19 protein-coding genes and 1 riboswitch are annotated in these 17,613 nt (G+C 67.0%); of the genes, 14 read left to right on the top strand and 5 right to left on the bottom strand.

The genetic code is table 11. The annotated features are described in order from the left end of the window. Positions 1-7 precede the first annotated feature (7 nt). Positions 8-661 (bottom strand): cob(I)yrinic acid a,c-diamide adenosyltransferase, encoded by a 654-nt coding sequence (gene cobO, locus E2I15_RS28930; protein WP_038382101.1) that lies wholly within the window; start codon positions 659-661, stop codon positions 8-10. A gap of 36 nt (positions 662-697) precedes the next feature. After that, positions 698-912, top strand: a riboswitch (cobalamin riboswitch). A gap of 93 nt (positions 913-1,005) precedes the next feature. Here cobO and E2I15_RS28925 point away from each other — a divergent pair. The 7 genes from E2I15_RS28925 to cobJ are packed head-to-tail and all read left to right on the top strand — an operon-like array spanning position 1,006 to position 8,913. Beyond that, entirely contained in the window at positions 1,006-1,380 is a 375-nt protein-coding gene (locus tag E2I15_RS28925) for a DUF1636 family protein (protein ID WP_137476299.1), read from the top strand. Continuing rightward, complete coding sequence (gene cobW, locus E2I15_RS28920) at positions 1,377-2,411, top strand: cobalamin biosynthesis protein CobW (RefSeq protein ID WP_016845673.1); 1,035 nt, start codon at positions 1,377-1,379, stop codon at positions 2,409-2,411. The genes E2I15_RS28925 and cobW overlap by 4 nt, the downstream gene beginning before the upstream one ends. Then, positions 2,411-5,659, top strand: coding sequence for a cobaltochelatase subunit CobN (cobN, locus tag E2I15_RS28915; RefSeq protein WP_137476298.1), 3,249 nt, complete (start codon positions 2,411-2,413; stop codon positions 5,657-5,659). Before cobW ends, cobN begins: the two co-directional genes overlap by 1 nt. Continuing rightward, a complete protein-coding gene (gene cobG / locus E2I15_RS28910) occupies positions 5,656-6,819 on the top strand; it encodes a precorrin-3B synthase (protein WP_137476297.1) in 1,164 nt (387 codons plus the stop codon). Before cobN ends, cobG begins: the two co-directional genes overlap by 4 nt. Further along, positions 6,819-7,448 (top strand): precorrin-8X methylmutase, encoded by a 630-nt coding sequence (locus tag E2I15_RS28905; protein WP_137476296.1) that lies wholly within the window; start codon positions 6,819-6,821, stop codon positions 7,446-7,448. Before cobG ends, E2I15_RS28905 begins: the two co-directional genes overlap by 1 nt. 2 nt (positions 7,449-7,450) lie before the next feature. Then, the gene (locus tag E2I15_RS28900; protein WP_137476295.1) at positions 7,451-8,182 is read left to right on the top strand and encodes a precorrin-2 C(20)-methyltransferase; all 732 of its coding nucleotides are present in this window, start codon (positions 7,451-7,453) and stop codon (positions 8,180-8,182) included. Continuing rightward, complete coding sequence (cobJ, locus tag E2I15_RS28895) at positions 8,179-8,913, top strand: precorrin-3B C(17)-methyltransferase (protein WP_137476294.1); 735 nt, start codon at positions 8,179-8,181, stop codon at positions 8,911-8,913. Before E2I15_RS28900 ends, cobJ begins: the two co-directional genes overlap by 4 nt. On the opposite strand, the gene E2I15_RS28890 is transcribed toward cobJ, so the two are convergent. Continuing rightward, positions 8,889-9,638 carry a cobalt-precorrin-6A reductase gene (locus tag E2I15_RS28890; protein WP_137476293.1) on the bottom strand — a complete coding sequence of 250 codons (750 nt, stop codon included), beginning with the start codon at positions 9,636-9,638 and terminating at the stop codon, positions 8,889-8,891. The genes cobJ and E2I15_RS28890 overlap by 25 nt on opposite strands. Here E2I15_RS28890 and cbiE point away from each other — a divergent pair. From cbiE to cobF, 6 genes are read left to right on the top strand one after another with little or no spacing between them, the layout of a single operon-like run. After that, the gene (gene cbiE / locus E2I15_RS28885; protein ID WP_137476292.1) at positions 9,637-10,818 is read left to right on the top strand and encodes a precorrin-6y C5,15-methyltransferase (decarboxylating) subunit CbiE; all 1,182 of its coding nucleotides are present in this window, start codon (positions 9,637-9,639) and stop codon (positions 10,816-10,818) included. The two genes, E2I15_RS28890 and cbiE, sit on opposite strands and share 2 nt — an antisense overlap. After that, complete coding sequence (locus tag E2I15_RS28880; RefSeq protein ID WP_155262418.1) at positions 10,815-11,183, top strand: cobalamin biosynthesis protein; 369 nt, start codon at positions 10,815-10,817, stop codon at positions 11,181-11,183. The genes cbiE and E2I15_RS28880 overlap by 4 nt, the downstream gene beginning before the upstream one ends. Beyond that, on the top strand, positions 11,180-11,977 hold the full coding sequence (gene cobM / locus E2I15_RS28875; RefSeq protein WP_137476290.1) for a precorrin-4 C(11)-methyltransferase: 798 nt from the start codon (positions 11,180-11,182) through the stop codon (positions 11,975-11,977). Before E2I15_RS28880 ends, cobM begins: the two co-directional genes overlap by 4 nt. Beyond that, positions 11,974-13,284, top strand: coding sequence for a cobyrinic acid a,c-diamide synthase CobB (locus E2I15_RS28870; RefSeq protein ID WP_137476289.1), 1,311 nt, complete (start codon positions 11,974-11,976; stop codon positions 13,282-13,284). The genes cobM and E2I15_RS28870 overlap by 4 nt, the downstream gene beginning before the upstream one ends. Further along, positions 13,281-14,009 carry a uroporphyrinogen-III C-methyltransferase gene (cobA, locus tag E2I15_RS28865; protein WP_137476288.1) on the top strand — a complete coding sequence of 243 codons (729 nt, stop codon included), beginning with the start codon at positions 13,281-13,283 and terminating at the stop codon, positions 14,007-14,009. Before E2I15_RS28870 ends, cobA begins: the two co-directional genes overlap by 4 nt. 7 nt (positions 14,010-14,016) lie before the next feature. Then, positions 14,017-14,766 (top strand): precorrin-6A synthase (deacetylating), encoded by a 750-nt coding sequence (cobF, locus tag E2I15_RS28860; RefSeq protein ID WP_137476287.1) that lies wholly within the window; start codon positions 14,017-14,019, stop codon positions 14,764-14,766. A 36-nt stretch (positions 14,767-14,802) separates the two neighbouring features. Here cobF and E2I15_RS28855 read toward each other — a convergent pair whose 3' ends face one another. From E2I15_RS28855 to E2I15_RS28845, 3 genes are all read right to left on the bottom strand, one after another. Next, positions 14,803-14,994 carry a hypothetical protein gene (locus E2I15_RS28855; RefSeq protein WP_038382082.1) on the bottom strand — a complete coding sequence of 64 codons (192 nt, stop codon included), beginning with the start codon at positions 14,992-14,994 and terminating at the stop codon, positions 14,803-14,805. A gap of 355 nt (positions 14,995-15,349) precedes the next feature. Beyond that, positions 15,350-15,874 (bottom strand): YkgB family protein, encoded by a 525-nt coding sequence (locus tag E2I15_RS28850; protein WP_137476286.1) that lies wholly within the window; start codon positions 15,872-15,874, stop codon positions 15,350-15,352. A gap of 36 nt (positions 15,875-15,910) precedes the next feature. Beyond that, positions 15,911-16,447 (bottom strand): carboxymuconolactone decarboxylase family protein, encoded by a 537-nt coding sequence (locus E2I15_RS28845; protein ID WP_137476285.1) that lies wholly within the window; start codon positions 16,445-16,447, stop codon positions 15,911-15,913. Between the two features lie 130 nt (positions 16,448-16,577). Between E2I15_RS28845 and E2I15_RS28840 the strand changes: the two genes are divergently transcribed. Then, a complete protein-coding gene (locus tag E2I15_RS28840; RefSeq protein ID WP_137476284.1) occupies positions 16,578-17,573 on the top strand; it encodes an AraC family transcriptional regulator in 996 nt (331 codons plus the stop codon). The last annotated feature ends 40 nt before the right edge of the window (positions 17,574-17,613 follow it).

Below are 17,613 nucleotides of genomic sequence, written 5' to 3'. Positions count from 1 at the left end.
ATGTCTGTCAGAACTCGACGCCCGGCTGGGCCTTGATGCCGGAGCGGAACGGATGCTTCACCAGCGTCATCTCGGTGACGAGATCGGCGATCTCGATCAGCTCCTCCTTGGCGTTGCGCCCGGTGAGCACGACATGGGTCATCGGCGGCTTCGACGTCGTCAGGAAGTCGACGACATCGGCAATCGCGAGATAATCGTAGCGTAGCGCGATGTTGATCTCGTCGAGCACGACCATGCGCAGGCTCGGATCTGCGATCAGCTGCTTGGCCTTTTCCCAGCCGGCTTGCGCTGCCGCGATGTCGCGGGCGCGATCCTGCGTCTCCCAGGTAAAGCCTTCGCCCATCGCATGGAATTGACAGAGATCGCCGAAATGCCCGGTGAGCAGGCGGCGCTCGCCGGTATCCCAGGCGCCCTTGATGAACTGCACCACTGCGCAGGGAAAGCCGTGCGCCACACAGCGCACGATCATGCCGAACGCGGAGGAGGATTTTCCTTTGCCGGCGCCGGTATGAACGATGATCAGGCCCTTTTCACCGCTCTTGGTCGCCATGATGCGGTCGCGGGCGGCCTTCTTTTTCGCCATCTTGTCCGCGTGCCGCGCATCCAGTGAAGAATCGGTGCCGACGGCGCCGTCCGCAGCGTCGTTTCCATCTGAAGTCATCACGTTCCTTCGGCTTGACAAGTGCGAGGCTTGGACGAATGGTGGTCCTGCGTTGGTTCCTGTCCTACGACAGGCGAAGAGGGAATGCGATAGGGCGATGACCGCAAGGTTCGCCCGAAGCGCAGCCGCCCCCGCGACCGTGACCGGAGAGATACCCAAGCCACTGATTCCATATGGAGTCGGGAAGGTGGGCATCGAAGGGTAAAACCTGCTCCGCAAGCCGGGAGACCTGCCAACGCAGCATGTTGTGAGACCGGCGGACGGGGTGTTCCGCGACGGGGAACGAACCTGTCCAAAATCGGTTCGTGTGCCTCATCGCTCCCGCTGTCAATCCAGGAAGGGCGATGAGCGTTACACTTCATGTCTGCATCACCTGCCGCGCCGGCCAGACGCCGGCGGAAGGTGAGCTCGCGCCCGGTGCGCGCCTGCATGCCGCGCTCGTCGAGGCCGGCGTGCCCGATGACGTCAATCTGGTTCCCGTCGCATGCCTGTCGGCCTGCAGCCAGGGTTGCTCGGTCGCGCTCAGCGCGCCGGGGCGGTGGTCCTATGTCTACGGCCGCTTATCCGCTGATAATGCCGCGGATGTGATCGCCGGTGCCTCCGCCTATGCGGCGGCGCCTGACGGCATCGTGCCGTGGCGCAGCCGTCCGGAAATCTTCCGCAAGCAATCGCTCGCCCGCATTCCACCCATCGCCGTCGTGCCGGAGGCCGCAGAATGACCACGCTCGCCAAAATTCCGGTCACGGTCGTGACCGGCTTTCTCGGCTCCGGCAAGACGACGCTGATCCAGCATCTGATCCGCAATGCCAACGGCAAGAAGCTCGCGGTGCTGGTCAACGAGTTCGGCAGCGAAGGCGTCGACGGCGACATCCTGAAGTCGTGCGCCGACGCCAATTGTCCGGCCGAGAACATCGTCGAGCTCGCCAATGGCTGCATCTGCTGCACCGTCGCCGATGATTTCATCCCGGCGATGGAGCAGTTGCTGGCGCGGAACGTGAAGCCCGATCACATCGTGATCGAGACCTCGGGGCTCGCGCTGCCGAAGCCGCTGCTGAAAGCGTTCGACTGGCCGGAGATCCGCTCGCGGATCACGGTCGACGGCGTGATCGCGCTGGCCGATGCCGAGGCTGTCGCCGCCGGCCGGTTTGCGCCTGATCCGGCCGCGGTGGACGCGCAGCGCGCAGCGGACGACAATCTCGACCACGAGACGCCGCTGTCCGAAGTGTTCGAGGACCAGATCGCCTGTGCCGATCTCGTGCTGCTGACCAAGGCCGATCTCGCCGGGGCGGAGGGGATCAAGGCAGCGAAAGCGGTGATCGCGGCCGAGATGCCGCGCGAGGTGCCGATGCTGCCCGTCGTCGACGGCACGATCGACGCGCGCGTGATCCTCGGCCTCGAGGCGGCGGCGGAAAACGATCTCGCGGCGCGGCCGTCGCATCACGATGGCGAGGAGGAACACGAGCACGACGATTTCAATTCCGTCGTGATCGATCTTCCGGAAGTTTCGGATGTCGACGCGCTGGTCGCCTCGATCAAGGGACTGGCGCGCGAGCAGAATGTGCTGCGCGCCAAGGGCTACATCGCGGTCGAGGGCAAGCCGATGCGGCTGCTGGTGCAATCGGTCGGCGAGCGGGTGCGGCATCAGTTCGACATGCCCTGGGGCGCCCGGGCGCGGCAGTCGAAGCTCGTCGTGATCGGCGAACATGCCGACATCGATGAAGCCGCGATCAGGGCACGGCTTGGTGTCTGATGCACGTCGTCTTCCGCGAGAGCCGCGGCCTTGAGGAGACCGCGACGCCAAGGGACCTCGGCCAGGATCCGGCCGATCTCGTGGTGTTGTCGTTTTCCGACAGCGATATTGCTGCCTTCGCGGCCGGCTGGCGGCGCGGCCGCGCTGCGTTGCCGTCGCTGCGGCTTGCCAATCTCGCGGAGCTGCGCCATCCGCTGTCGGTGGATACCTATATCGAGCGGACGCTGTCGCACGCCCGCGGCATCCTGGTTCGGCTGATCGGCGGCGAGCCCTATTGGTCATACGGGCTGGCCGCGGTGCATCGACTGGCGAAGGAGCGCGGCATTGCCCTGGTGGTGCTGCCGGCCGATGGCCGCGACGATCTGCGGCTGGATGAATTCTCGACCTTGCCGGTCTCGACGCTGCGCCGTCTCAAGGTGCTGTGCGACAAGGGCGGCCCCGTTGCCGCGCAGGCCGTGATCGCGCAACTGGCCCTGGCGTCCGGACTTTATGCCGGGCCTGTGGTCGGCGAGATCGATCTTCCCGAGATCGGCGCCTACGATTCGCGGCGCGGTGCCATCGCGGCATTGCCGGCACCGGATGGCCGGCCGCGCGTGCTGGTGACGTTTTATCGTTCTTATCTCGCGGCCGGCGACACGGCGCCGGTCGATGCCTTGATCGATGCACTGCGCGAGAGGGGTTTCGATGCGCACGGCGTGTTCGTCACCTCGCTGAAGGCGGCGGGCGTGGCCGATTGGCTGCGTGTCCAGTTCGCGCAATGCGTTCCAGCGGCCATCGTCAATGCGACCGCGTTCTCTGCGGCCGGTGACGACGGCACGACGCCGTTCGACGCTGCATCGTGCCCGGTGTTCCAGGTCGCTTTGTCGACGGCGCGGCGCGAGGACTGGGCCTTGTCGCTCCGCGGGCTCTCGCCCGGCGATCTCGCGATGCATGTGGTGCTGCCGGAGGTCGACGGCCGCCTGTTCGCGGGCGTCGTGAGCTTCAAGTCGCCTGGTGAGCGCGATCCCGAGCTGCAATTCGCGCATCTTGCGCATCGACCGGACGCCGAGCGTGTCGCGGCAATTGCCGCGCGCGTCGCAGCCTGGCATCGGCTCGCCAGCAAGCCGGCGCAAGAGAAGCAGCTTGCGCTGGTGCTCTCGAACTATCCTGGCCGTCCGCATCAGATCGCGCATGCCGTCGGCCTCGATGCGCCGGCTTCGGTCGAGGTGTTGCTGACGGATCTCGCGGCCGCGGGATTTGATGTTGAGCCGGTGGAGTCGCTGGGCGACGTGCTGTTGCGCCGGAAACTGACGTGGAACGTCGCCGACTATCGCGCGGCGCTTTCCGGCCTTCCGCAAGAACTGCAGGACGATCTCAGCCGCGCATGGGGCGCGCCGGAAGACGATCCCGATTGCCGTAACGGCGCATTTCATTTCGCGGCGATCTGCTGCGGCAAATCGGTCGTCGCCGTCCAGCCGGAGCGTGGTGAGGTGGGGCAGCGCGACGCCGACTATCACGATCTGGCGCGCACGCCCCGTCACGCCTATGTCGCGTTCTATCTGTGGCTCAGGCAGCGGGCCATCGATGCCGTCGTCCACATCGGCGCGCATGGCACGCTGGAATGGCTGCCGGGGAAGTCGGTTGCGCTGTCATCCGCATGCTGGCCGGAGGCGCTGATCGGCGATCTGCCTGTTGTGTATCCCTTCATCGTCAACGATCCCGGCGAGGCGGCTCAGGCCAAACGCCGGATCGGTGCCGTGACGATCGGCCACCTGCCGCCGCCACTGGCACAGGCCGTGGTGCCGGAAGGCCTGCGCCGTCTCGAGCGCTTGCTCGATGAGTATTCGACTGCCGATGGTCTCGATCCGGCGCGGCGGCAGCGCCTGATCGCCGCGATCCGCGACGAAGCGCGCCTCGCCGGGCTGGAAGACGATCTCGGTCTCGCCGCGTCGGTCTCCGCGGCCGAGGCCATTCCGCAGATCGATCGTTTCGTCTGCGATCTCAAGGAAAGCCAGTTCGGCGACGGCCTGCATATATTCGGGCAGGGCGCCTGCGGCGAGGCGGAGAGGGCGGCGCTGCGCGATGCGCTCGCGGGGCGGCGCGTGGCGCCGGGGCCGTCGGGCTCGCCCTGGCGTGGACGGGGCGATGTGCTGCCGACCGGACGCAATCTGTTTGCGGTCGATCCGCGCGCGGTGCCGACGCCGTCGGCACATGCGCAGGGTGTGAAACTTGCCGAGGAACTGCTGCGCCGTCATTTGCAGGATCACGGCGACTGGCCGAAGGGACTCGTGGTCGACCTCTGGGGCTCGTCGACGATGCGCACCGCCGGCGAGGATTTTGCGATGGCTCTGCACCTCGCGGGCATCGCGCCGCGCTGGGATCATGGATCGGGACGGGTGGCGGGCTACGACATCATCGCGCCGGCGGAGCTCGGCCGGCCGCGCATCGACGTCACGTTGCGCGTGTCGGGGCTGTTCCGCGACGTCTTCTCAGGGCTGGCCCAGTTGTTCGAAGCCGCGGCGGAGGCGTTGTCCGAACGCTGTGATGAGGCGGACGAGAACCCTTACCGGCAGCGCATCTCGCGCGTGTTCGGTCCTCGCCCCGGATATTATGGCGTTGGCATTGCATCGATGCCGGATGTCTTCACGGCGGAGGCGCGCGAGGCGGCCGGCGAAGCCTGGCTGTCGGCATCGTCATGGGCTCTCGCATCCGACGGCGAGATGCGGCCCGATCGCGCCGGCATCGAGGCGCGGCTCGCGGCCGCGGACAGTTTTGTTCACACCCAGGATCTGCCGGAGACCGATCTGCTGCTGGCTGCGGACTATGCCGCGCACGAGGCCGGCGTCGCGGCGGCGGCCCGGCGCCTCGGCACAAAAGTCCCGGCGCTCTATCACCTCGACGCGACGCGGCCGGATCGGCCGCATGCCCGCGCGTTGACCGAAGAAGTCTCGCGCGTGGTGCGGGCGCGCGCCGCCAACCCTGCCTGGATAGCGGGCATGATGCGCCATGGCTTCCGTGGCGCCGCCGAGATCTCGGCGACGCTGGAGCACATGGCGGCGTTCGCCCATCTCGCCGGCGCGGTGCCGCCGCATCTCTTCGATCTCTACTACGATGCGACGCTCGGCAATGACGAGGTTCGCGGCTTCATGGCGCGCGAGAATCCGGCGGCACTGGCGGCGATCGAGACCTGCTTCACGAGATTGCATGAAGCCTCGCTGTGGCAGACGCGGCGCAATTCGATTGCGGCTGCGTTGCAGGAGGCCTCATGAGCGCGGTTGCGGTCAAGGGTTGGTGTCCCGGCGCGCTGCGGCCGATGCTATCGGGCGACGGCCTCGTGGTGCGCATTCGCCCGCGCGCCGGACGGCTGGATGCGGCGCAGGGTGCGGGAATCGCCGAGCTGGCGGCGCGATACGGCAACGGCCTGATCGACCTGACCAGCCGCGCCAATCTCCAGATCCGCGGCGTCAGCGATGAAGGTTATCCGCCCCTGGTCGATGGGCTCGCTGAGCTCGGGTTGCTGGACGCAGACTCGACTGCCGAGGCGCAGCGCAACATTCTGGTGACGCCGTTCTGGACTGCCGCCGACGAGACGCGCTCGCTTGCGACCGAGCTTGAGCAGGGGCTTGCCAGTGCTTCGCTTGATCTTCCAACCAAGTTCGGCTTCGCAATCGATGACGGCAATGCGCGGATGCTGGCGGGTGCATCCGCCGATATCAGGATCGAGCGCGATCGCAGCGGCGAACTGCTGGTACGTGCCGATGGCGCACAGCGCGGGCTTTCGGTCAGGCGGAGCGAGGTTGTGCAGGCGGCGCTGGCACTGGCCGAGTGGTTCGTCGCCTCCGGCGGAGCCAGGGGTGAGAAACGGCGGATGGCGGCTCATCTCGCCGGCGGCGCGAGCGTTCCCGAGACACTTCGCGGCGATGCCGAGCCCCTGGTCCGATCGGCGGACCCTGCGCCTGGCCTCTATCCGGCGGGCGCGATGGTTGGCGTCGTCTTCGGGCAGATGCCGCACCAGACGCTCGGCGATCTTGCCGGGTGTGCGCAGGCTCTTCGCATGACGCCGTGGCGGATGATGCTGGTGGAGGGGATGCGCGAGATGCGCCGTGGGTCGGAACTCGTGACTGAAGCCGGTGATCCCAGGCTGCGCGTGGTCGCCTGCAGCGGCGCACCGCGCTGCGGCGAGGCGCATGCGGATACGCGTATGCTGGCATCGGCGCTCGCGCGGCATATCCCACCCGATGCGCGGCTTCACGTCTCCGGCTGCGCCAAGGGCTGCGCCCATTCCGGTTCTGCGGATGTTACCCTCGTTGGAACAGACGACGGCTTTGATCTGATCCGCCGTGGCACGACGCGGGATGCGCCGGTCATCCGAGGGCTGACCAGTTCATACCTCGTCGTAAATCCCTCCGTGCTGACGGGAGGCCATTGATGCCGCACGTCTACGAGACCGACGGTGCGACGATCTATCGCCAGTCCTTTGCCACCATTCGCTCCGAGGCCGACCTCGCCCGCTTCACGCCGGACGAAGAGCCGGTGGTCGTGCGCATGATCCATGCCGCCGGCATGGTGGGCCTGGAAACACATGTGCGCTTCACACCAGGCATGGCTGCGCGCGCGCGAGCCGCCTTGCAGGATGGCGCGCCGATCCTCTGCGACGCGCGCATGGTGTCGGAAGGAATTACGCGCGCGCGGCTGCCGGCCGGCAATGCCGTCATCTGCACGCTTGGTGATATCAAGGTACCGGCACTCGCGCAATCGATGCGCAACACGCGCTCCGCGGCGGCGCTCGAGCTGTGGCGGCCGCATCTGGGCGGCGCCATTGTCGCGATCGGCAATGCGCCGACGGCGCTGTTTCATCTGCTCAACATGCTGGAGGACGCCGATTGCCCAAGGCCGGCGGCGATCATCGGCTGTCCGGTCGGCTTTGTCGGCGCGGCGGAATCCAAGGCGGCATTGATGGCTGAGCCCCCGGTGCCGGCGCTGACGGTCGAGGGACGGCTCGGTGGTTCGGCGATCACGGTTGCCGCCGTCAATGCGCTGGCGAGCCGGAGCGAATAGCGATGGGGCGTATCATCTGCTGCGGGCTCGGCCCAGGCGATCCGGACCTGATGAGCGTGCGCGCCGACCGCATGGTGCGTGCCGCGAAGCATGTCGCCTATTTCCGCAAAAAGGGGCAGCCGGGGCAGGCGCGCCGCATCGTCGAAGGCTTGCTCGCCGCTGACGTCAGCGAATATCCGATGGAATATCCGGTTACCACGGAAATCGCGTTCGACAGTCCGGACTACGCGCGGCTGCTGGCTGACTTCTATGACGAATGGGCCGAGCGCCTGGCGCGATTTGCGCGCGCGATCGACATCGTCGTGCTCTGCGAGGGCGATCCCTATTTCTATGGCTCGTTCATGCATCTGCATGCGCGGCTGCAGGGGCGTGTCGAGCTCGAGGTGATCGCCGGCATTCCCGGCATGGTCGGCTGCTGGAATTCGGTGGGCCGGCCGATTGCGCTGGCTGACGATGTGACGACCGTTCTGATGGGGACGCTGCCGGAGCCGGAACTCGCCGACCGGATGCGCAGCTCCGACGCGCTGGTCGTGATGAAGACCGGTCGCAATCTTCCGAAGATCCGCCGCGCGCTGGCATCCGCGGGGCGCCTCGATGATGCGTGGCTCGTCGAACGCGGCACCATGCCGGATCAGCGCGTCGCCCGGCTTGCGGATATCGGCGAGGCCGATTGTCCGTATTTTGCGATCGTGCTGGTGCACGGGCAGGGGCGGCGCAGGGAGGCTGCGCAATGACCGGCACGCTGACCATCGCGGGGCTCGGACCGGGCGATGAGGCGCTGATCACGCCGGAGGTCTCTGCTGCGCTCGCGGCTGCGACCGACATCGTCGGCTATGCGCCCTATGTGACGCGCGTGCCGCCGCGGGCCGGGCTCACGCTGCACCCCTCGGACAATCGCGTGGAGTTGCAGCGCGCCGCTGACGCGTTGCGGCTTGCGTCGGAAGGGGGCCACGTCGTCGTGGTGTCCTCGGGCGATCCCGGCGTGTTCGCGATGGCATCAGCCGTGTTCGAAGCGCTCGAGGATGCGCCGCAATGGCGCGACCTGCCGATCCGCGTTCTGCCCGGCGTGACGGCGATGCTGGCGGCGGCGGCAAGCGCCGGCGCGCCGCTCGGTCATGATTTCTGCGCGATCAACCTCTCCGACAATCTCAAGCCATGGCCGCTGATCGAGAAACGCCTGCGGCTTGCGGCCGAAGCCGACTTCGCGATCGCGATGTACAATCCGCGCTCGGCCAGCCGGCCGGAAGGTTTTGGTCGCGCGCTCGAGATCTTGCGCGAGGCGGGCTGTGACGAGCGGATCGTGGTGTTCGCGCGCGCCGTCAGCACGCCCGAGCAGCGGATCGTGACGGTCGAACTGCGCGACGCGCGGCCGGAGATGGCCGACATGCGGACGCTCGTGATCGTCGGCAATTCGGCGACACGGCGGGTCGGCCGCTGGGTCTATGCGCCGAGGCAGGTCCGATGACCGAGCCATTGCATCACCTCGCGCACGCTCTCCACCCGCGGCCTGTCGGGCAGCGGCGGTCGCGTGATCATGATGACGGGAAGGCCGAGCGCGCGGGCGGCGTCGATCTTGGCGCGCGCGCCGGTTCCGCCGGAGTTGCGGGCGACGATCCACTCGATGCCACGCACGCGCATCATCGCGAGCTCGCCCTCGAGCGTGAAGGGGCCGCGCGACACGATGACGTCCGCGTCGGGCAAGGACAGCGTTTCGTCGGGAGGGTCGACGAAACGCAACGTATAGGCATGTTGCGGCCAGTTGCCGAACGGCGCGATGTGCTGGCGGCCGATCGCGAGGAACACGCGGGCGGGGCTGTCCGGCAAGGCCGTGGCCGCGGATACGACATCCGCGACCTCGATCCAGCGATCGCCGGAAATTTTGTCCCAGGGCGCGCGCTCAAGCGCGATCAGCGGCGTTGTGGTTTGCGCACAGGCAGCGATCGCGTTGCGGCTCATCTCGGCCGCGAAAGGATGCGTCGCGTCGATCACATGCGTGATGGCTTCGCGACGCAGATATTCGGCAAGACCGCTGGCGCCGCCGAAACCACCGCTGCGGACCGGCAATGGCTGGTCGGCCGGCGCGCGGGTGCGGCCGCCATAGGAATAGACCGCGTCGATGCCCGCGCGCGCGATCGCAACGGCAAGCAAATTGGCGTCGGCCGTTCCGCCCAGGATCAGGGCGCGCATCATGGGTAATCCCTGGTTGACTATCATCGGTATCGGCGAAGATGGCCTTGCCGGCCTCTCCGACGCAAGCCGAAAGGCGCTTTCCGAAGCCGAAGCGGTTTTCGGCGGCGAGCGGCACCTCGCGCTCGCCGGCATCGCCGACCGCGGCCGTGCCTGGCCGGTGCCGTTCGATGCCAACATCGTGCTTGAAGGCCGGGGTCGTCCGACGGTGGTGCTCGCGTCCGGCGATCCGTTCTGGCATGGCGTCGGCGGAACCCTTGTCGAGAAGCTACGGCCCGGCGAATGGGTCGCGTACTCCGCACCGTCGACGTTCTCACTGGCTGCCGCTCGTTTGGGCTGGCGTATCGAGCATGCTGTCTGTCTCGGTCTTCATGCCGCACCGTTCGAACGGCTGTTACCGCATCTGGCGCGCGATGCACGGATCATCTGCCTAGTGCGCGACGGCAAGGCGGCGTCCGATCTCGCGCGCTGGCTGACGGAGCGTGGTTGGGGGGCGTCGGCAATGTGGACGCTTGCGGCTCTTGGCGGACCGCGTGAATCGATCACGCAGCATCGCGCCGACAATTATTTGGAGGAGTCGGGCGACAGCCTCGTCACGGTTGCGCTGGAGGCGAAGGGAGGACAAGGGATCGCACGCAGCTCGGGTCTTGCCGATGCTCTCTTTGTGCATGACGGGCAACTGACAAAGCGGCCGGTCCGCGCGCTTGCGCTGTCGGCGCTTGCGCCGCGGCCCGGTGAGCGGCTGTGGGATGTCGGCTCGGGCTCGGGCTCGATCTCGGTCGAATGGGCGCTGCGTGGTGGGACGGCGATGGCCGTCGAAACCCGCAGCGAACGCGCCGCCAACATCCGAAGCAATGCGGCGAGCTTCGGCTTGACTCACCGCATCTCCGTCATCGAGGGCGAGGCGCCCGGCATTCTATCGGGTCTCGAAGCACCCGATGCCGTGTTCATCGGTGGCGGCCTCGATACCGCAATGTTCGGTGCGATCTGGTCGCGGATAGCGCCAGGAACGCGGTTGGTTGCGCATGCGGTAACCCTGGAAACCGAGGCGCTGCTCTCCGATCTGCACCAGCGTCATGGCGGCGAATTGATGCGCCTCGAAATCGCGCAGGCCGAGCCATTGGGCCGCTATCGCGCCTGGAAGGCCGCGCGGCCGATCGTGCAGTGGAGCGCGCTCCGATGAAGGTCGCGGGTCTCGGATTCAGGCGCGATGCCGGCGTCGCATCCTTGCGTGACGCACTCGACGCGGCCGGCGGTTCCGACGGCCTTGCGGCAATTGCAACGGTGAGTGACAAGGCCGATGCGGCGGCATTGAGAGATTTGGCGCGGGAACTGGGGTTGCCGGTCCGGAGCATTCCCGCCGGGATCCTGGCTGAGATAAAGACTGCAACGCAATCCGAGCTCATCAAGTCGAGATTCGGAACGGGCTCGGTCGCCGAAGCTGCGGCGATAGCTGCGGCGGGGCGCGGTGCGCGCCTGATCTCGGCCAGGGCCGCGTCACAGGATCGGATGGCCATTGCGGCGATCGCGGAAGGAGACGGCGAATGACGGTGCATTTCATCGGCGCAGGTCCCGGTGCTGCCGATCTCCTGACCCTGCGCGGGCGCGATCTGATCGCCTCTTGCCCGGTTTGTCTCTATGCCGGATCGCTGGTGCCAGCAGGTGTGTTGGCGCATTGCCCGCCGGATGCGCGCATCGTCAACACCGCGCCGCTCTCGCTCGACGAGATCATCGCCGAGATCGCTGCCGCGCATGCGGACGGCAAGGACGTCGCGCGGCTGCATTCGGGCGATCTCTCGATCTGGTCGGCGATGGGCGAGCAACTGCGCCGATTGCGAGCATTGCAGATTCCGTATTCGGTCACGCCCGGGGTGCCGGCCTTCTCGGCGGCCGCGGCGGCGCTGGAGGCCGAGCTTACGCTGCCGGCCCTTGCGCAATCGGTGGTGCTGACGCGCACGCCGGGCCGGGCGAGCGCGATGCCTGATGGCGAGACGCTCGCAGCGTTTGCCGCGACCGGCGCGGTGCTGGCGATCCATCTTTCGATCCATCTGCTCGACAAGGTCATGGCCGAGCTCACGCCGCACTACGGCACGGATTGCCCGGTTGCGATCGTCTGGCGCGCGAGCTGGCCGGACCAGCGCATCGTGCGCGCCACGCTCGCGACGCTCGATAGTGCCGTCGGCCCCAAGCTCGAACGCACTGCGCTCATTCTGGTCGGCAAGACGCTCGGCGCGGACGAATTCGCCGAGAGCCGTCTCTATGCAGCCGACTACGACCGCCGCTACCGTCCAGTCGGGGCGGCGCCGCGTTTTCCGGAATCGTCGCCGGAATCATCGCAATGACCGCGGGGCTCGTCATCTCTGCGCCGGCATCCGGTGTCGGCAAGACGACGCTAACACTGGCGTTGGCGCGCGCCTATCGCAATCGCGGTGTGAGGGTGCAATGCCTCAAGAGCGGTCCTGATTACATCGATCCAGCCTTTCACGCGGTCGCCACGGGACGCGCGTCGGTCAACATCGATAGCTGGGCGATGGCGCGCGAAGCGATCGCGCATTTGGCAGGCCGCGGCGCGGACGCCGATCTCGTGCTGGCGGAAGGCTCGATGGGACTGTTCGACGGCGTCGCCGCGCGTGGCGTCTCGGGGACCGGCGCCACCGCCGACATCGCCGAGATGATGGCGTGGCCGGTGCTGCTGGTGATCGATCCCTCCGGTCAGGCGCAGACGGCGGCGGCGGTCGCGGCGGGATTGCGTGATTTTCGCGGCGGCGTACGGCTTGCCGGCGTCGTCCTCAATCGCGTCGCGAGCGCGCGGCATGAAGCCCTGGTGCGCAATGCCATGGCAGGCGCGGGCATTCCGGTATTGGGAGCGCTGCCGCGCCACGCCGAGATCGCCTTGCCGAAGCGTCACCTCGGCCTGGTACAGGCCGAAGAGCAGGCTCAAATCGACGGTCTGATTGACGAAGCCGCCCGCTTCGTCGTCGAGCATGTCGATCTCGACGCCGTGCTGCGATCGGCGCGCGTTTGGGCGCCGCAATCCGCCGTGCGCGGCATGGACATCACGCCGCCCGGCCAGCGCATCGCGCTCGCGCGCGACGCGGCGTTCTCCTTTGTCTACCCGCATATGCTGGAAGCCTGGCGCGCGGCCGGCGCTGAGATCGTGCCGTTCTCGCCGCTTGCCGACGAAGGCCCCGATCCGGACGCCGATGCGTGCTGGCTGCCCGGCGGCTATCCCGAACTGCATGCCGGCCGGCTTGCAGCCAACAGACGATTTCATGCGCAGCTCCGCGCCTTCACGGAAACGCGGCCGGTGCATGGCGAATGCGGGGGGTACATGGTGCTGGGCGCCGCGTTGACCGATGCCGACGGCGTGCGCCATGAGATGGCAGGCTTGCTCGGCCTCGAGACGAGCTATGCCAAGCGCCGCATGCATCTGGGCTACCGGCTCGCCGAGCTTGCCGCACCGATGCCCGGCCACGGCGCGGGCGCACGGCTGCGCGGCCACGAGTTTCACTATTCGACGATCATCGCGCAGCCCGACACGCCGCTCGCGGTGGTGCGAGATGCGACCGGCGCGATCGTTGCGGAAACCGGATCGCGGCGCGGCTGTGCGACGGGTACATTCTTCCATCTGATCGCGGAGGACCGGTGAGCGGATTCGTATCCTTCGTCTCGGCCGGTCCGGGCGATCCCGAACTCCTGACGGTGAAAGGCGCCGCGCGGCTGCGCGAGGCCGATGTGGTGCTCTATGACGATCTTGCCTCGGGCGCGATTCTCGATCTCGCGCGCGCCGGCGCCAATCTCGTCGCGGTCGGCAAGCGCGCCGGCCGCCTGTCGGCGAAGCAGCACCATGTCAGCCGCCTGCTGGCCGATTACGCTGCCGCCGGCGTGCGGGTCGTGCGGCTGAAATCCGGCGACGCCGGCATTTTTGGACGGCTCGAGGAGGAGATCGAAGCGCTGCGCGCGGCCGGCATCGGCTACGAGATCATTCCCGGCGTGACCTCGGCCTCGGTTGCCGCCGCGCAGGCCGGCATTCCGCTGACGCGCCGGCTGACCTCGCGCCGGGTCCAGTTCGTGACCGGCGCCGATGTGACGGGCGAATTGCCCGCGGACCTGAACTGGGCGGCGCTGGCCGATCCGGAAGCGACCACCGTCGTCTATATGGGGCGGCGGACCTTCCCGGCATTGGCCGCAAAGCTGATCGCGGACGGCCTCGCGCCCGACACGCCCGCGCTGCTGGCGGAATCGCTCGGCCACGCCGATGAGCGGCTGCTTCGCACCACGATCGCGGCGCTCGCCGAACAGCTCGCGCATGCCGGCGCGGCCACGGCGGCTGCTGTGATCCTGTTCGGCGCGCTGGCGCCGGAACGAGGGTGACGCGGCCATGTTGACGCTGTCCCTGATCGGTATCGGTTGTGGTGATCCCCGGCAGCTCACTTTGGCTGCGAGCGCCGCGATCAATGCCGCCGACCTGATCTTGATCCCGCGCAAGGGGACGGCGAAGTCGGATCTCGCCGAACTGCGTCGCACGATCTGCGCGGACGCGTTGAGCAATGCCCGCACACGCATTGCCGAATTCGACCTGCCGGTGCGTGACGCCGGCGAAGAGGATTATCGCAAGGGTGTGGACGATTGGCATGATGCGATCGCCGCGTCCTGGTCGCAGGAAATCGCGCGCAACCTCGGCGGGGAGGGACGGGTCGCCCTGCTGATCTGGGGCGATCCCTCGCTCTACGATTCGAGCCTGCGGATTGCGCGCCGGCTCGATCCGTTGCCATCGATCGAAGTGATCCCGGGCATCACGTCGATCCAGGCGCTGTGCGCGGCGCATGCGCTGCCGCTCAATGAGATCGGCGAACCGTTCCTCGTGACGACCGGCCGACGGCTGCGCGAGGCTGGCTGGCCGCCCGGCGTCGACACCGTGGTCGTGATGCTCGACGGCGGCGCCGCCTTCCAGACCCTGGATGCTGCCGGGCTGCAAATCTGGTGGGGCGCCTATCTCGGCATGCCCGATCAGATCACCATGGCGGGGGAGCTGGCGGAGGTCGGCCCTCGCATCGTCGCCGCGCGACGGGAGGCACGTGAGCGGCACGGCTGGATCATGGACAGCTATGTCCTGAAGCGGAGATTGTGATCCAGACTTTGCTCCGGCATTCCATGCAGGCGGCAGCTAGGTCTTCAATCCGCGAATCGAAGGTTGGATGGTCAGGCGGTAGGCGACGAGCCTGTCGCCATCGAACTGCTCGAGGGTCGTCTCGCAGACCGGGCAGCGATACTCGCCCTTGCTTCCAGATCCGGACGCCAGCTCAAGGCGTCGGAATCCGGCCCCGCAGCGCGGGCATGTGACGTCGTCCTTCTTCATCAACTCACCCCAGAACAACACCGGCGTTCCTTCTTAGCGCAGACCGCGCGGCGGAACTATGTTCATGGCCGGAGAGCCAGGGATCATTCATGCACGCATGGAAGCGGCATTGCGTCGTCGTCTAGCGGACGGCAGCGCAGCCGAACGCGCGGAGCGGGTGGCCGATTCCAACGCATTGTGCAAGTTCGGCAATAGGTTATGGCTCGGCCTTAAAGAGCAAGGGCTGCCGGATCTGCGCAACGGCAATGACCACCATGTCGCTGTGTTCGAGAGATGCTGCGTCTGCTCAGTCCCATGCGCGACCGCCGGTGCGCATGGAGCCCACCGGCGATCAGTCGCGATCGGCTGAAGCCATCTATTGCCTGATCAAACGAACCACGTCCTGCCTCAGCAGGTAGAGCGAGACGGCGAGCAGGACGACATCCTTCATCAGGAAGGGTACGTTTCCGGTCATTGCCGGGAAGCCTCCGGCCGCAACGTCCCAGCCATCAGGCATGAACGGGATGATGGTGACGGTTGCGATAAAGGTGCCGGTCGAGCCGAGGGCGCCGAGTACGCCGAGCCGCTTGTCCCAGAACCCTGCCAACAGCAGCGAGCCGAACGTCCACTCCGAGGCGCCGAGGAAGTAGCTGGCGCCGGCATGGCCGAAGGCCGGATACAGCCACCAGATCAGCGGCCCGTTGCTGATGAACGGGACCAGCCGTTCGAATTCGTACGGAAACCACTTCTGGTAGCCGAAGAACAGGAACATGATCACCATCGCGGCCCTGACGACGTGGTAGTCGAGATCGTCGGCGAGCAGGCCGGATCGATGAAGCGCGCGAACGACCGGATTTTGCGTCGTGTCGGAAAACTGAGCGGTGTTGGAAAGCGCAGTCATGGTCGTCATCCTTCCAATCGACTGACTTCGGTCGCTTCACGCGACGGCAGGGAAGTCGATGTCGGTGTCGTTGATACGGTTGAAAACGTTGGTGAAGACGATGGTCGCGAACGCCAGGCTGATCTCGACCAATTGGGCGTCGCTGTAGCCGGCGGCCTTGATCGCGGCGAAGTCCTCGTCGCTGACGGTGCCGCTCGACTGCGCGAGCTTGCGGACGAAATGGATCAGCGTGTCTTGCCTGGCATCACCGGTCAGCGCGCCGTCGCGGATCTGCTTCAGTGCGTCGGTCTTCACGCCGGCGAGCTTGGCGAGATGAGAATGCGCGGCGACACAGTAGTCGCAGCCGCCTGCGGCGCTGATCACGAGCTTGATGATCTCCCGATCGCGCTTGGACAGACTGCCGCCGGCGAGCACGGCATCGGCGGCGAGCATCGACTTGAGCGCGGCCGGGCCGTGGGCGGCGATCGCCGCATAGGCGTTGGGGACGCTGCCGGCTGCCTTCTTGATCTGGGCGTAGGCTTGGCCCGACGGGCCGGTGTCGGTTTCGAGATTGGGGACTGAAAGACGAGACATGGTGGCACTCCTTGTTGGGGTGGTGAACGATTGCGGAGTGACAATAGGATTGAGATTTGAGACATTGAATGTTCATATTGCTCGATTATATGCTCAATCGTCTCATAAGCTACGCCTCGGGGGATTGGCCATGGATTGGCTCAGCCGGCTATTCGAGATGATGCCGGTGCGCGGGCGGCTCGATATTCGCTGCAGCTACAGTGTCCCCTGGCGCATCGAGCAGGGTCCGGGCGTGACCAACGAGATCCCCTATCATGCGGTGCTTGCCGGCTCGGCGATCCTGGACGATCCCGCGGGCGGCCGCCCATTGCTGCTGAAAACCGGCGACATCCTTCTGCTGCCCGGCAACCCGCGACACGTGATGCATGACGGCAGCGGGGCGGCACCGCTGCCGCCACGCAACCGGGCGGCACAGAATTTCACGATCAGCGAAAACCTCGGGTCGGACGAGCGGCTTGACCTGTTGTGCGGGCACTTCGCGATCGCATCCCCGCACGACCGTCTGTTGCGCAGTTACCTTCCGCCGCGTCTTGTCGTGCATGCCGGCGCGCGTACGGGAAAGGGGACGGCGGCGCAACTCGCCGGACTGGTGTCGCTGATGCGCAGCGAAACGGCCGACGATCATCTGGGCGGCCGCGCCATGCTGGACGCGCTGTCCACGGCGATGTTTGCGCTCGTGCTGCGGCTCGCGAGCGAGAGCGATGACGGCTCTCGCGGTCTGCTCGCGCTGGTCGGCGATCCCCGCCTTGCACCGGCGGTGGCGGCCATGTTCAACCAGCCCGCGCGCGCATGGTCGCTGCCGGAGCTTGCGCGTCTTTGCAACATGTCACGCGCCACGCTGGCACGGCAGTTTCAGGAGAAGCTCGGACGATCGCCCAGCGATCTGCTCACCGATATCAGGATGACGCTTGCGGCGAACGAGTTGAAGAAATCATCGCTGTCGACCGGCGCCGTTGCGGAGATGGCCGGCTACCAGTCCGAGGCCGCCTTTCAGCGCGCCTTCAAGAGCCACATGGGCGTGACGCCGGCGCAGTGGCGAAAGGCGCGGCCGCCGGAACAGGAGGTGTCGCTGGAATCTGCTGCACCGGCTGATCGGAATGGCAGTTCGTCGGCAGTGGGTGCGTAGCGTCCCCGCGCCTTGCGCACGTTTCGGTGCGTGGGGCGCA

The sequence above is a fragment of the Bradyrhizobium sp. BR2003 genome (assembly GCF_009720285.1).
GTDB classification, from domain to species: domain Bacteria; phylum Pseudomonadota; class Alphaproteobacteria; order Rhizobiales; family Xanthobacteraceae; genus Bradyrhizobium; species Bradyrhizobium elkanii.
This window is presented reverse-complemented; position numbering and strand designations above follow the sequence as displayed.